This is a genomic window from Arthrobacter antibioticus (assembly GCF_030063205.1).
Classification (GTDB): domain Bacteria; phylum Actinomycetota; class Actinomycetes; order Actinomycetales; family Micrococcaceae; genus Specibacter.
Window position 1 is genome coordinate 213,707 of record NZ_JASISQ010000004.1, and the last position, 14,477, is coordinate 228,183.

Consider the following 14,477-nt stretch of genomic DNA (forward strand, 5'->3'; position numbering starts at 1 on the left):
GTGGCCGCTAGGCGCTAGACGGCCGAGGGGCCCGGCGCGAGCCTGCCAGTGGTGGGAGGCCGCTAGGCGCTAGACGGCCGAGGGGCCCGGCGCGAGCCTGCCAGTGGTGGGAGGCCGCTAGGCGCTAGACGGCCGAGGGGCCCGGCGCGAGCCTGCCAGTGGTGGGAGGCCGCTAGGCGCTAGAGCAGGAAATGCCCGCATCCACTATGGATACGGGCATTTTCGCTTTGTTACTGGGGAAGTGCGACGCCGGTCAGGCCAGGAAGGCGCGAACCTCCCCGAGCGCCCGCTCAAGGGCCTCGAGCTGTGCCAACACCGCCGACGGTGCCGTGCCACCCTGAGCGTTGCGACTCTCAAGCGAGCCATTCGTGCTTAAAACAGTCCGGACTTCGGGAGTCAGATGAGCCGAAATTCCGGCGTACTCCTCGTCCGTGAGATCCCACAGTTCTACGCCGCGAGCCTCGGCAATTTTTACGGCAGCACCGGATAGTTCGTGGGCGTCGCGGAAGGGTACCCCCTGGCGGACAAGCCATTCGGCAATATCGGTTGCCAACGCAAATCCTTGCGGGGCGAGGGCTTCCATACGTTCGGTGTTGAAAACCAGTGTGGCCATCATCCCGGAAACGGCTGGCAGCAGCAGCTCAAGGGTGTCAGCGGCGTCGAACACCGGCTCCTTGTCCTCCTGCAGATCCCTGTTGTAAGCCAACGGTAGGCCCTTAAGCGTTGCCAGCAGGCCTGTCAAATCACCAATCAGGCGGCCCGCTTTTCCACGAGCAAGCTCAGCCACATCGGGGTTTTTCTTCTGTGGCATGATCGAGGACCCAGTGGAGTAAGAGTCATGCAGCTTCACAAAGGAGAACTCTTTGGTGGCCCACAGGATGACTTCCTCGGAGATCCTGGAGAGATCAACGCCGATCATGGCACCAACCCAGGCGAACTCTGCGAAAACATCACGCGAGGCCGTGCCGTCGATCGAATTCCACACAGCTGAATTAAACCCGAGCTCCGCCGCAACAGCATTGGGATCCAAGCCCAAGGACGAGCCAGCTAAAGCTCCCGAGCCATAGGGCGAAACAGCCGCACGTTTGTCCCAGTCCACCAAACGCTGAACATCACGCAACAGTGCCCACGCGTGGGCCAGAAGGTGATGGCTGAGGAGGACAGGCTGGGCATGCTGCAAGTGGGTACGTCCCGGCATGGCAACACCATGATGCGCCTTAGACTGCGCCACCAAAGCGTCAACAACCGAGAGAACCCCTGCGGCAATGATCTTTGCGTGATCGCGCAAATACATCCGCCCCAACGTGGCGACCTGGTCATTGCGCGAACGGCCAGCACGAAGCTTTCCGCCCAACGCCGTGCCAGCTCGCTCAATGAGCCCACGCTCAAGAGAACCATGCACATCTTCATCCGACTCGGATGGGGCGTAAGCCCCGGACTTTACATCGGCTTCCAACTGGTCCAAAGCCTTTAACATGCCTTCGAGCTCGGCTGAATCAAGGAGGCCCGCCGTGTTCAAAACGCGGGCATGCGCCTTAGAACCGGCAATGTCATAGAGTGCCAGCCGCCAGTCAAAGTGAGTTGATTTGCTCAGTGCCGCGAGAGCATCTGCGGGGCCGCCCTGAAAACGGCCACCCCACAGTGCACCTTCGTTGGTTCCGTGAACCACATCTGCCATGGTTTACAGACCCAGAGCGCGCTGGTCACGAGTCGAGGCAACCTTCGAGGACATCCCCCAGAGCTCGATGAAGCCCTTCGCCTGCGACTGATCGAAGGTATCTCCGGTGTCGTAAGTGGCAAGGTCAAAGTCGTAGAGGGAGGTTTCTGAACGACGACCGTTGACGATTGCCTGGCCGCCGTGCATGGTCATGCGGATATCACCGTTGACGTGCTGCTGAGTGTCTTGGATGAAGGCGTCCAAGGAGCGCTTCAGCGGGGAGAACCACTGGCCATCATAGACAAGCTCTGCCCAGCGCTGGCTAACAGTGGCCTTGAAGCGAGCCTGCTCGCGCTCAATCGTGATGTCTTCAAGGTGCTTGTGGGCAGTCATCAGGGCCATGGCGCCGGGTGCTTCATAGATCTCACGGCTCTTGATGCCAACAAGTCGATCCTCAACAACGTCGATACGGCCCACTCCTTGAGCGCCCGCACGGCGATTCAATTCCTGGATCGCTTGCAGGGGTGAGACTTTCACCCCGTCAATGGCGACAGGGATGCCGCGGCTGAAGGAAATAATAACTTCATCAGGTGCCGGAGGGAATTCCGGGGTGGCCGTGTAGTCGTAAATGTCCTTTGTAGGTGCATTCCAGATGTCTTCGAGGTAGCCGGTTTCAACAGCGCGACCCCAGACGTTCTGGTCAATCGAGTACGGGTTTTTCTTCGTTGTCTCGATGGGCAGGTTGTGGGACTCGGCGTAAATAATCGCTTTATCGCGGGTCAGGGCCAAGTCGCGAACTGGTGCAATGCACTTCAGGTCCGGGCCGAGGGTCTGGATGCCAACTTCAAAACGAACCTGGTCGTTACCTTTTCCTGTGCATCCGTGGGCAACAGTGGTAGCCCCAAATTCCCTGGCAGCTTTGACCAAGTGCTTGACGATCACGGGCCGCGAGATGGCCGAAACCAGCGGGTAGTGGCCCTGGTACAGCGCATTGGCCTGCAGCGTGGGCATGGCGTACTCGTTAGCGAACTCGTCACGTGCATCCGCAACGTAAGCCTCCACCGCCCCACAGCCAAGGGCGCGCTGGCGGATGTCTTCAAGTGATTCCCCACCCTGTCCTACATCAACAGCCACTGCGATAACTTCGGCACCGGTAGCTTCACCGATCCAGCCAATGGCAACCGAGGTGTCCAGGCCACCGGAGTAAGCCAATACAATGCGTTCAGTCACGTTCGCTCTCCCTAATTCATTAAAAAGTTCTTGAGAATTTGTTGCTACTCGTTGAGGTTTTTACAAAAACGACTCCGAGCGTCCTTCGCGTTACTAACAAGCATAATGCATGGTTATGCATTCTTACTAAAATATATTCAATATAGTTTAGGAGGTCAGGTGCAATGCTTCCCCGGCTAGGCTCCAGCGCTTGATTCGGCCGCAAATTGCAGGAACCGCTCGGCAACATCCGCACCGCCCAATGGGTCCCGAGTGATAACCATGACAGTGTCATCTCCGGCAAGCGTGCCCAGAATGGAGGGCATCACCGAGTGGTCAATAGCCAAGGCCAGAAAGTTTGCAGCACCCGGAGGCGTTCGCAAAACTGCAATGTTTGCCGAGGCCTCGGCCGTCACCAGCAACTCACCGCACAGGCGGACCAAACGCGTGTCAAGAAGCTCTTGGGAGGAAACGGAATGCACGCTGCGGTCCCCTCCTTCACGCGGTAACGCATAGATTAACCCACCGTCCTTGCCCCGCACCCGCACCGCTCGCAGTTCCACCAGATCTCGCGATAACGTCGCCTGACCAACCACTAACCCGTCGTCGGCCAATAACGTGGCCAGCTCAGCCTGAGATCTAACAGCACGGCTGGTGAGCAGCGCGGAGACGCGTGCCTGCCGTGCAGTTTTAGTTGCCGGCATTGCGCCCCCGACACCGCTGGCAGTACCGAGTTTGGTCACTGTCATCACCCAACCGCCGGGGTGTTGCGAGCCAGCGCAGCATCAGAGGCAGTTTTTTCAACAAGCCACACCATGAGGGCCTTCTGGGCGTGCAAACGGTTTTCTGCCTCATCCCACACCACCGACTGCGGGCCATCAATCACGGAAGCGGAAATCTCATAGCCGCGGTAGGCCGGGAGGCAGTGCAGCACTATTGCATCTGGCGCAGCCTGGGCCAGAGCCGCGTCGTCCAGCGCGTATTCCGTGAAGAGCTCCAGGCGCTGCGCCTTCTCTTCCTCCTGCCCCATGGAAACCCATGTGTCTGTCACTAGGACGTCAGCTCCGGCCACGGCTTCACAAACGTCAGTGGTTATCAGCACCGATCCGCCCGTTTGTGCAGCTCGTTCTTTGGCTGCAAGTACGACGGCGTCTGGCGGGAGATGCCCTGCCGGTCCGGTAATGCGGACGTGCATGCCGGCTGTGACTCCGGCCAACAGATAGGAATTAGCCATATTGTTAGCGGAATCCCCCATGTAGGTCATTGTTAGCCCGGACAGCTCACCCTTGTGCTCCTTGATGGTGAGCAGGTCTGCAAGCAGCTGGCAGGGGTGGTAATCGTCTGAAAGCGCGTTAATGACAGGAACTTTGGAATGGGTGGCCATTTCTTCCAGGCCTGCTTGAGCGTAGGTGCGCCACACGATGGTGGAGACCATCCGCTCGAGGACCCTGGCGGTGTCGGCAACGGATTCCTTGTGGCCAATCTGGGCCTCACCCGGATTGATGATCAGCGGGTTTCCACCCAAGGCCGCAATCCCGGTAGCAAAGGAAACACGTGTACGCGTTGAAGTCTTATCAAAGATCACTGCCACAGTTTGAGCACCGGAGCCTTGACCTGCGAAGGTCTGCATCGAGTAGGGCTTTGCCTTTAGTGCTGCGGCAAGCTCCAGCACCTCGGCTTGTTCAGCAGGACTAAGATCTGTGTCTACGAGAAAGTGGCGTGTCATCAAGAGCTCTTTTCCAACTTGTGGGCAGCCACAGCGGTGGCGATCAATGCGGGCAATGCAGAAATAAAGGAACCAGCCTGCTCGGGCGTCAGGTTCAGCGGTGGGGCCAGGCGGACAGTGTTGGGGCCGGGGGCGTTGACGATGAAGCCTGCCTCAAGTCCCGCCTGGACCACCCCTGCCGCCACCGGTTCCGCCAGATCAAAACCAATCAACAGGCCATAGGCACGTACCTCGGTTACTTCCTTGATATTTGTCAGACCTTGGCGAAACACTTCACTGACCGCCCGTACGTTGGCGAGGATGTTCTGGGATTCCAGCACGTGCAAAGTGGCAAGGGCTGCCGCCGTGGCAACGGGATTCCCGCCAAAGGTGGTGCCGTGTTGACCGGCACTGAGAAGTTCTGATGGGCCCGGACCAAAAGTGACAATGGCTCCGATCGGAAAACCGCCACCTAAGCCCTTGGCTAAGGTCATGGCGTCCGGGGTGATCCCCGCGTTCAAACCAACAAACCAGCACCCTGTTCGGCCAACGCCTGTCTGAACCTCATCCAGGATCAGCAGGACGCCGTGTTCGCGGGTCAGCTCTCTGGCAGCCTGCAGGTACTCAACCGAAAGTGGGCGCACCCCAGCCTCACCCTGAATGGGTTCAATGACGAGCGCTGCAACTGTGTTGTCCACGGCTTCCCGGAGAGCGGCAATGTCATTGAAGGGAATGTGGCGTACACCCGCGGGCATGGGCTCAAACGGTTCGCGGTAGGCCGCCTTGGCTGTCATGGCCAAAGCACCCATGGTGCGTCCGTGGAAGCCGCCTTCGAGGGCGAGGATAGTGGGCCGTTGCATCCCACCATGGGCGCGGGCCAGCTTGAAAGCCGCTTCATTAGCTTCCGTGCCTGAGTTGGCGAAGAAGACCTTGGAGCCCTCTGGCGCGTGGCTCAAGTCAAGTAGTCTCTCCGCCAAAGCGATCTGTGTGGGACTGGTAAAGAAGTTCGAAACATGCCCCAACGTTGAGAGCTGGCTGGCCACCACTGAGGAGACGAAGGGGTGCGCGTGGCCTAGGGCGTTGACCGCAATACCGCCAAGCAGGTCAAGATACTCTTTCCCGTCTGCGTCCCACACAACAGCGCCGGCACCCCGAACCAGCACACGTTGCGGACTGCCAAAGACTCCCATGAGGGAATCCTGGTAACGGGCCAGCCATTGGGCGCTGGTGCCGGTACCAGAGACGGCTGCGGCGTTTGCGCTACCCAGCCCAGTCACAGCGCCCAGCCCAGTCACAGCGCCCTCTTTTTCTGGGGTGTTTTCTTCAGTCATCAGTGGCCGTCCTTGTCCGGGAAAATTTGCGTTCCGTTGCCCTCAAAAGTCATCAATTCCAACAACATTGAATGGGCGCTGCGCCCGTCGACAACAGCGGCACGGGCCACACCGCCGTCGACCGCGGCCAAAGCCGCCCCCATCTTGGGGATCATGCCAGATTCCAGTGACGGCAACATTGCACGCAATGCCTCCGATCCAATCTCGCTAAGCAGTGAGGACTTATCGGGCCAATTCGAATAGAGGCCCTCGACGTCGGTCAGGATCACCAACCGCGAGGCCTGCAGAGCCACCGCCAACGCTGCGGCTGCGGTATCAGCATTGACATTCAACACCGTTGAGGCATCCCCAACTTCGGGAGCCACGGTGGAGATCACCGGGATCCGGCCGGCCTCCAAGAGGTCAAGAATGGCCCCGGGATTCACACCCACCACCTCGCCAACAAGCCCCAGATCTACGGCAAGGCCATCAACAATGGTCCCCGTGCGTTCGGCCTGCAGTAGGGCGCCATCCTCACCAGAAAGTCCGACGGCATAGGGTCCGTGCTCGTTGATCAGGCCCACCAGCTCGCGGCCAACCTGACCGGTAAGGACCATCCTGACAACATCCATTGCCTCGGGTGTGGTGACGCGCAGGCCTCCCTTGAATTCGCTTTGGATGTCCAAGCGCTTGAGCATGGCATTGATTTGCGGCCCACCGCCATGCACAACTACCGCCTTGATGCCGACGTGGTGCATAAAGACAATATCCTGCGCAAACGCACGGCGCAGTTCATCATTGACCATGGCGTTGCCACCGTACTTGACCACCACCACGGTGCCGGCAAATTGCTGAATCCAAGGCAGCGCCTCAATCAGCGTGCCAGCCTTATCCTGCGCGGTTTCCACCGAAGTCATCATGAAAGTCCTTCTTCTGTGTTCGTATACATCAAGGCGGGCCCCGTCCTGGAGTTGGACAGCCACCAAAGCCAACCACAATCAACCGGCGGCGTTACGAGGAGTAAGCGCTGTTTTCTTCGACGTAGGCGTGCGTTAAGTCGTTGGTCCAGATGGTGGCTTCGGCGATGCCGGCGTTGAGATCGATTTCAACGCTGACTTCGCGCGGAGCCAGATCAACCAGGTCCCGGGAGTCCCCAATGCAACCGTTGCGGGCGATCTGAACACCATTGATGCTGACGTTGATCTTATCGGGATCAAAAACGGCGTCAGTGGTGCCAACGGCGGCAAGCACGCGACCCCAGTTGGGGTCGTTGCCAAAGATCGCGGCCTTAAACAGGTTGGATCGGGCCACGGAACGGGAAACGGTTTCGGCGTCGCGCTCGCTGTCCGCGTGCCTGGTGGTGATGGCAATGTCGTGGCTGGCACCTTCGGCATCGGCAATCAGTGCTCTGGCCAGGGATGCGCAAACATGGGTTAGTCCGGCCGTGAATTCCTCCATGTCAGGGAAAGCAGTTGAGGAGCCCGAGGCCATGAGGAGCACTGTGTCATTGGTGGACATGCAGCCGTCGGAGTCGGCACGGTTAAAGGTGAGGCGAACGGCGTCGCGCAGGGCAACGTCCAGGCCTTCGGTTTCAACTCCTGCATCCGTGGTGATAACCACCAACATAGTGGCCAGACCGGGTGCCAACATACCTGCACCCTTAGCCATGCCACCGATGGTGTACGTGACGCCGTCGGCATTGGCCGGCGAAGTCCAGAGCGCCTCTTTGGAGACGCTATCGGTGGTCATGATGGCGGTGGCGGCGGCAGCTCCGCCGTCGTCCGTCAAGGCGGTGGCGGCAGCTTCCACGCCGGCCAGGATCTTATCCATCGGCAGCTGTTCACCAATGAGGCCAGTGGAGCATACGGCAATATCCGTTGCTGAAAGGCCCAAAAGTTCGGCAACTTTTTCGGCAGTGGCGTGGGTGTTTTGGAAACCTTCGGGACCGGTGCAGGCATTGGCCCCGCCAGAATTCAGCACGACGGCGTCAACCCTTCCGTCGCCGAGCACCTGCCGCGACCAATGGATGGGTGCCGCCGCCACGCGGTTGGAAGTAAAGACTGCGGCGGCGCTGCGATGTGGCCCCTCGTTAACAACGAGGGCCATGTCAGGGCTACCTGAGGTTTTCAATCCAGCTGTTACGCCGGAGGCCCGAAAGCCCAGTGCTGAGGTCACGCTCATGGTGCTACTCCTTGGAAGGTCAGACCTGTTGTTTCAGGCAGGCCGAGGGCAATATTCATTGACTGCACTGCCCCGCCGGCAGTGCCCTTGGTGAGATTATCAATGGCACAGCAAACAATCACTCGGTTAACGTGGGCGTCATAGGCAATTTGGATAGCTGCATAGTTGGACCCTTGCACAGACTTTGTTGCAGGCCACTGGCCCTCCTCAAGCACATGCACAAAAGGCTCCTCGTCATAGGCATCCACCCAGATTTCACGTAAAGCCGCTGCGGGATCAGCCAATGCCGCGAACTCAGCCGAGACCTTGGCCGTGGCAGTTGTGAGGATACCGCGGCTCATAGGGGCCAAAGTAGGTGTGAATGAAACAGTTACTTCCTTGCCGGAAGCGTTGGAGAGCCCCTGTTCAATCTCCGGGGTGTGGCGGTGCCCGCCTCCCACGCCGTAGGGGCTCATTGAGCCAATAACTTCGGAACCTATCAGGTTGATTTTGGCGGCTTTGCCAGCCCCGGAGGTCCCGGACGCTGCGACGATGACTACGTCATCGGGCAGCAGTGCGTTAGCTGCGAAACCCGGCAGGAGGGCCAGCAGGGAGCTTGTTGGGTAGCAGCCGGGAACGGCGATTCGTTTGGCGCCACGAATTTTTTCGCGGTGGCCGGGCAGTTCGGGCAGGCCATAGGGCCAGGTGCCTGCGTGCTCAGAACCGTAGAATTTTTCCCAAGCCGCTGCATCTTCCAGACGGTGATCGGCACCGGCGTCGATTACGAGCGTGTCAGCTGGCAACAGCGCGGCAATGGCAGCAGAGGCCCCATGCGGCAAGGCCAGAAAGACGACGTCGTGCCCGGAAAGGTTATCAACTGTGGTCTCGACCAGGACCCGGTCTGCCAGCGCGTGCAGATTCGGCACGAGGGAGCCTAATCGAGCTCCGGCGTTGCTGTGGGCCGTGATGGCACCGATGCTTACGTTGGGATGGCTGGCCAGCAGACGCAGCACTTCTCCCCCGGCATATCCGCTGGCTCCGGAGACAGCTACTGAAATTGTCATAAGTCGACTATACAGCAGAACTATTCATCCTCACCGATATTTATCCATATTGCTCGGTTTAATGTTGCTTTGGGGTCCTATGATTAACATCAGGAGTCCGCTCCGACCGCAGCCGACCACCACCGATTTGGAGTCCATCATGACCGAGTACGCCAACGCCATCCTCGCCCAGGCCCCGGGCGGCCCGGAGGTTTTGAAGCTCACCCAGGTTCCTATGCCGGTCCCTGGGCCCGGTGAATTGCTTGTCAAAATCGCCGCCGTGGGTGTGAACTTCATTGAGAGCTACCAGCGTGAGGGTATTTATCCTGTGGATTTCCCGTTCATTCCCGGTGCGGAGGCGGCCGGAAAAGTTGTTGCTGTGGGCTCCGGAGTGAGCTCCTATGCCGTAGGAGATCGCGTGGCCACGGCCGAGGGCGTGGCCTGCTATGCCGAGTACGCTATTTTCCCTGCCGATAAGGCACTGCCCGTCCCTTCCAGTGTGCCGCTGGACGTGGCGGCAGCTCTCCCGCTTCAGGGCATGACGGCGCACTACCTGATGAATTCCACCTACCATGTTGAGCCCGGGCAGACAATCCTGCTACACGCCGGCGCTGGTGGTGTGGGCCTGCTGCTGACCCAGATGCTCAAGGAACGCGGGGCCCGAGTCTTCACAACAGTGTCAACCGAAGAAAAGGAAGAGCTCTCCCGAGTTGCCGGTGCCGATGAGGTGTTGCGTTACGAGGACTTTGCCGAGCAGGCCCGTGAGCTCACGGATGGCGAAGGTGTGGATGTGGTGTTCGACGGCGTTGGTAAGGACACTTTCGATGGTTCGCTTGCGTCGCTGCGCACCCGAGGGACCCTTGTACTCTTTGGGGGCGCCTCCGGGCAAGCGCCTCCCTTTGATTTGCAGAGGCTCAATGCTGGCGGCTCGCTAACAGTAGTCAGACCCAAGCTCGGAGACTATCTTCGTAACGGCAAGGAACGCTTGTGGCGCTCAACCGAAGTGTTCGACGCAGCAGCCTCCGGCCGGCTAATCGCTCGGCTTGGTGCCCGCTTCCCGCTCTCCGAGGCCGGCGCGGCGCACACTGCGCTGCAAGGCAGAAACACCACTGGCAAAGTTATTTTGGAGCCCTAGACGGCGGCTCCAATACGGGAGATGGAAGGATAGGCCACCTGGTAGGCAGGTGGTTTCGGCGGACAGGTTGCCGGAGGGTGAATTTTTCGCTGGAGACCCCAGGCCAAGCCGCACTAGGGTGTGCGGTAGTCAGGGGCGCAGCCGGCCATCCGGGGTTCCCCGCCTGGGTTGTGCGTGAGCGGGGCAAGCCTGAACTTGGCTGTGTATGAACTTACTTGTTGCCCGCTATTCAACTGCTGTTCATCTTGACCGTGCAAGGTGGGCAGGTGAACCCCGCCCCTTTGAGTGACCCCTTGCCCCAGGCTGCCGTGTCAGCCGAACCGGCAGCAGCGAAACCGGCAGCAGCCAAATTCGCCGCACAAATGCCTGGCAGCGAGCTTGCGCCAGATCCCCGAACCCTGTGGGAGGTACTGCAAGCCACGGCCGAGCTGCACCCTGACGCCACAGCACTGGACGATGGCGTGAAAGCGCTTAGCTACGAAGACCTCTTGAAAGCAGTGCACGGCAAGGCTCAGGAATTGACTCAAGCCGGTCTAGGCGCTGGCGACAGAATAGGTGTGCGGATACCCTCAGGCACGTCCGGGCTTTACCTTGCCATTCTGGCAATCCTCTCCATTGGGGCCGCCTACGTGCCAGTGGACGCTGACGATCCCGCCGAACGTGCTTCGCTGGTCTTTACTGAAGCCGGCGTGGCTGCCGTCCTTGGAGATGAACTAACAGGAGAGGCGATAACGCTAACACTTGACAGGGCATGCCCAGGTCCCTTCCCTGAGCCCAGGGCACCGCTTCCCAGCGACGATGCCTGGATTATTTTCACCTCCGGCTCAACCGGTACCCCGAAAGGTGTGGCTGTCAGCAACCGTTCCGCTGCTGCCTTTGTTGATGCTGAAGCCCGCATTTTTTTGCAGTCAGATCCGCTCGGCCCGGAGGATAGAGTTCTGGCCGGATTGTCTGTAGCTTTCGATGCTTCCTGCGAGGAAATGTGGCTGGCCTGGCGCTACGGAGCCGCTTTGGTTCCAGCACCCCGCTCATTAGTCCGATCCGGCATGGATTTGGGCCCGTGGCTGATCTCGCACGGTATAACGGTGGTCTCAACCGTGCCAACGCTGGCGGCGCTGTGGCCCGCCGAGGCACTGGAATCGGTGCGCCTGCTGATCTTTGGTGGAGAGGCCTGCCCGCCAGAACTCGCCACTCGATTGGCAGTTCCCGGTAGGGAAGTCTGGAACACCTATGGCCCCACAGAGGCAACCGTAGTGGCATGTGCTGCGCCGTTGGGCGGGCCAGGCCCTGTGCGTATCGGGCTGCCGCTAAACGGTTGGGACCTGGCAGTTGTTGATGGGGCTGGAAGGCCCGTAACTGAGGGCGAAGTGGGCGAGTTAATCATTGCCGGTGTGGGCTTGGCACGCTATCTTGACCCGACCAAGGATGCCGAGAAATACGCTCCCCTGCCTGAATTCGGTTGGGAGCGTGCCTACCGAAGTGGCGATCTTGTGCGTCTTGAGAGCGTAGGCCTTGTGTTCATGGGCCGGGCGGATGATCAGATAAAACTGGGCGGGCGGCGCATTGAACTCGGCGAAATCGACGCGGCTTTGCAGGGCCTGCCGGATATCTCTGGTGCCGCTGCTGCAGTGCAGGAAACGGCTGGTGGCAACCAGCTCCTGGTCGGCTACCTGGTACCGGCTCCGGGCACCAGCCCGGATCCCGGCGCGCTGCGGGAACTACTGGCCGAGTCGCTTCCAGCACCCATGATTCCGCTTCTGACTTTCACGGATTCACTGCCCACCAAAACAAGCGGCAAAGTGGATCGCACCGCTCTGCCCTGGCCGTTGGATCAGGACATGGACGAGGGCGTCTCGCTCGCGGGCACACTGGGCCCGGATGCCGAGTGGGTGCTGGAACAATGGCATAGCGTTTTGGGTGGTACCCCCGCTTCGCTCGACACAGATTTCTTCGCCAGCGGCGGCGGCAGTCTGGCCGCAGCTCAGCTGGTTTCTGCGCTACGACAGCGCTACCCGCGAATAACGGTTGCAGAGGTCTATTCCCACCCCAGGATCGGAGCCCTGCTGGAATTGGCCGTGGGCTCCAATCCTGCCGGCGATCCTCTGAAAATAGTCGATCGCACAGTGGGGCGCACGCGGCGAAAATCCCAGGTGTTCCAAACGCTCATGGGTGTGCCACTGCACCTCCTTGTGGGAATGCGCTGGCTCACATACCTTATGGCCTTGAACAATGTGGCAGCGTGGCAGGGCATCCTGCCCGGCGCCCCCACCATTTCCTGGTGGTGGGTAGGGGCCTCCTGGCTTGTTTTTGTCTCACCGTGGGGTCGCATGGCGATCTCGGTAGTGTGCGCGCGTCTGCTCCTCCACGGCGTTCAGCCGGGCAGTTATCCCCGCTCCGGTAAAGTGCACCTGCGGTTGTGGCTCGCAGAACAAATTGCGGACATGGCCAGCGCTGTCAGCCTGGCCAGTGCCCCCTGGGTACCGTATTACGCCCGAGCTTTGGGCGTAAAGATGGGCCGCAATGTGGATCTCCACTCAGTGCCGCCTGTGACTGGATTGCTTCGCTTGGCCGAAGGTTGCTCGATCGAACCCGAGGTGGATCTCTCCGGCTGGTGGATCGACGGAGACTGGGTGCACATAGGCGAGATTTCCATTGGTAGCGGCGCTGTCGTAGGAGCCCGCAGCACTCTGATGCCGGGAGCACGCGTTGGCGCCGGTGCTCATGTGGCACCAGGTTCCGCGGTGCGCGGCAAGGTCAAACCCGGGGTGACGGTTTCCGGCTCCCCGGCAGAAAGGACTGGGAAGGCTAAACACTCCTGGCCGGATCTGCGTACGCCCACCAACGGGTGGCATGAACTACCCTTTGCAAGCGCAGCCGCATTGCTATCCCTGCTTCCTTTCATGGCGGCGGCTGTGGCCGTTGGCGCAGTGTTGCTGAGCGTCAATGGACAGAGTTCATTATCTGCCTCAATTCCTACCCTGTTGTGGTCTGTTCCCGTGGCAGCACTGGCATGGTTCCTCACCTTGGTTGGGCTGATCCTGCTCACGGTTCGGTTGCTGGGCATAGGCCTCCGCGAGGGGCACTACCCGGTGCGTAGCCGGATTGGATGGCAGGTTTGGGCCACCGAACGCGTGCTGGATATGGCTCGGGATCTCTTGTTCCCGATCTACTCCAGCCTGTTCACACCCATCTGGTTGCGTCTTTTGGGGGCCAAGGTCGGCAAGAACGTGGAGGCTTCAACGGTGTTGCTGCTGCCCAAAATGACAACTATCGGTTCCGGCGCTTTCTTGGCCGATGACACCATGATCGCCTCCTATGAGCTGGGTGGCGGATACATCCACATCGCACCCGCAAAAGTGGGTAAGCGTTCATTCCTTGGCAACTCCGGCATGGCAGCGGCAGGGCGCACAATGCCACGGAATTCTTTGGTGGCGGTCCTCTCGGCAGCCCCTGCCAAGGCAAAGGCTGGTACGTCGTGGCTAGGCAGTCCGCCTGTGCGCTTGCGCCGCACCAATCTCAACACCGATGAGTCGCTCACTTTCGCCCCACCCTTGCGGCTCAAGCTGGCTCGAGCCCTCTGGGAAAGCTGCCGGCTGGTACCAACGGTTCTTTCTGTGGCCGTGGCCGCAGCAGTGCTGGTTACCTTTGACGGCGTCGCACTTGCCGGCAATTACTGGTTGGCTGCACTCTTCAGCGGCATCGTCATGATGGCCGCCGGTGCGTTTGGCGCTGGCAGCTCAGTGGCCGCCAAGTGGGTCCTGGTGGGCCGCATCAAACCCGGGGAGCATCCGCTGTGGAGCTCGTTCATTTGGCGTAACGAAGTGGTCGATACATTTATTGAAATGGTCAGTGCCCCTTGGTTTGCCCGCGCGGCTGTGGGCACCCCGGCCATGGTCTGGTGGTTGCGTGCTCTCGGAGCGAAAATCGGGCACGGAGCCTGGTGCGAAAGCTATTGGCTCCCCGAAGCCGACCTTGTCACGCTGGGTGAAAGTTCCACTGTCAACCGAGGGTGCGTAATCCAAACGCACCTCTTCCATGACAGGGTCATGGCCATTGATTCGGTTACGCTTGAAGAGGGTGCCACCATGGGTCCGCATGGTGTGATCCTGCCCGCGGCACGGATTGCTCGCAGCGGCACTGTGGGCCCGGCCTCCCTTGTCATGCGCGGAGAAACAGTACCTGCCAGCAGCTATTGGATGGGAAACCCAATCAGCCCCTGGAAGGGTCCCGAGTTTGCCGACCGCGCTTAGAATCCCAG

At 60.0% G+C, this 14,477-nt stretch carries 10 protein-coding genes; 2 read left to right on the plus strand and 8 right to left on the minus strand.

All coding sequences use genetic code 11. The features are described 5' to 3' along the window. Positions 1 to 253: 253 nt before the first annotated feature. The 8 genes from argH to argC form a co-directional block, all read right to left on the minus strand. A complete protein-coding gene (argH, locus tag QMG40_RS10810) occupies positions 254 to 1,678 on the minus strand; it encodes an argininosuccinate lyase (RefSeq protein ID WP_283531060.1) in 1,425 nt (474 codons plus the stop codon). Between the two features lie 3 nt (positions 1,679 to 1,681). Beyond that, positions 1,682 to 2,887, minus strand: coding sequence for an argininosuccinate synthase (locus QMG40_RS10815; RefSeq protein WP_283531061.1), 1,206 nt, complete (start codon positions 2,885 to 2,887; stop codon positions 1,682 to 1,684). 176 nt (positions 2,888 to 3,063) lie between these two features. After that, the gene (locus QMG40_RS10820) at positions 3,064 to 3,615 is read right to left on the minus strand and encodes an arginine repressor (RefSeq protein ID WP_283531062.1); all 552 of its coding nucleotides are present in this window, start codon (positions 3,613 to 3,615) and stop codon (positions 3,064 to 3,066) included. Next, positions 3,615 to 4,592 (minus strand): ornithine carbamoyltransferase, encoded by a 978-nt coding sequence (argF, locus tag QMG40_RS10825; RefSeq protein WP_283531063.1) that lies wholly within the window; start codon positions 4,590 to 4,592, stop codon positions 3,615 to 3,617. Before argF ends, QMG40_RS10820 begins: the two co-directional genes overlap by 1 nt. Further along, positions 4,592 to 5,902, minus strand: coding sequence for an acetylornithine transaminase (locus QMG40_RS10830; protein ID WP_283531064.1), 1,311 nt, complete (start codon positions 5,900 to 5,902; stop codon positions 4,592 to 4,594). The genes argF and QMG40_RS10830 overlap by 1 nt, the downstream gene beginning before the upstream one ends. Then, a complete protein-coding gene (gene argB, locus QMG40_RS10835) occupies positions 5,902 to 6,798 on the minus strand; it encodes an acetylglutamate kinase (RefSeq protein ID WP_283531198.1) in 897 nt (298 codons plus the stop codon). Before argB ends, QMG40_RS10830 begins: the two co-directional genes overlap by 1 nt. A gap of 94 nt (positions 6,799 to 6,892) precedes the next feature. Next, positions 6,893 to 8,062, minus strand: a complete 1,170-nt coding sequence (gene argJ, locus QMG40_RS10840; RefSeq protein WP_283531065.1) for a bifunctional glutamate N-acetyltransferase/amino-acid acetyltransferase ArgJ — start codon at positions 8,060 to 8,062, stop codon at positions 6,893 to 6,895. Further along, a complete protein-coding gene (gene argC / locus QMG40_RS10845; protein WP_283531066.1) occupies positions 8,059 to 9,105 on the minus strand; it encodes an N-acetyl-gamma-glutamyl-phosphate reductase in 1,047 nt (348 codons plus the stop codon). Before argC ends, argJ begins: the two co-directional genes overlap by 4 nt. Before the next feature lie 139 nt (positions 9,106 to 9,244). Between argC and QMG40_RS10850 the strand changes: the two genes are divergently transcribed. Further along, positions 9,245 to 10,219 carry a quinone oxidoreductase family protein gene (locus QMG40_RS10850; protein ID WP_283531067.1) on the plus strand — a complete coding sequence of 325 codons (975 nt, stop codon included), beginning with the start codon at positions 9,245 to 9,247 and terminating at the stop codon, positions 10,217 to 10,219. 362 nt (positions 10,220 to 10,581) lie between these two features. Next, the gene (locus QMG40_RS10855) at positions 10,582 to 14,469 is read left to right on the plus strand and encodes a Pls/PosA family non-ribosomal peptide synthetase (RefSeq protein WP_283531199.1); all 3,888 of its coding nucleotides are present in this window, start codon (positions 10,582 to 10,584) and stop codon (positions 14,467 to 14,469) included. Positions 14,470 to 14,477 lie beyond the last annotated feature (8 nt).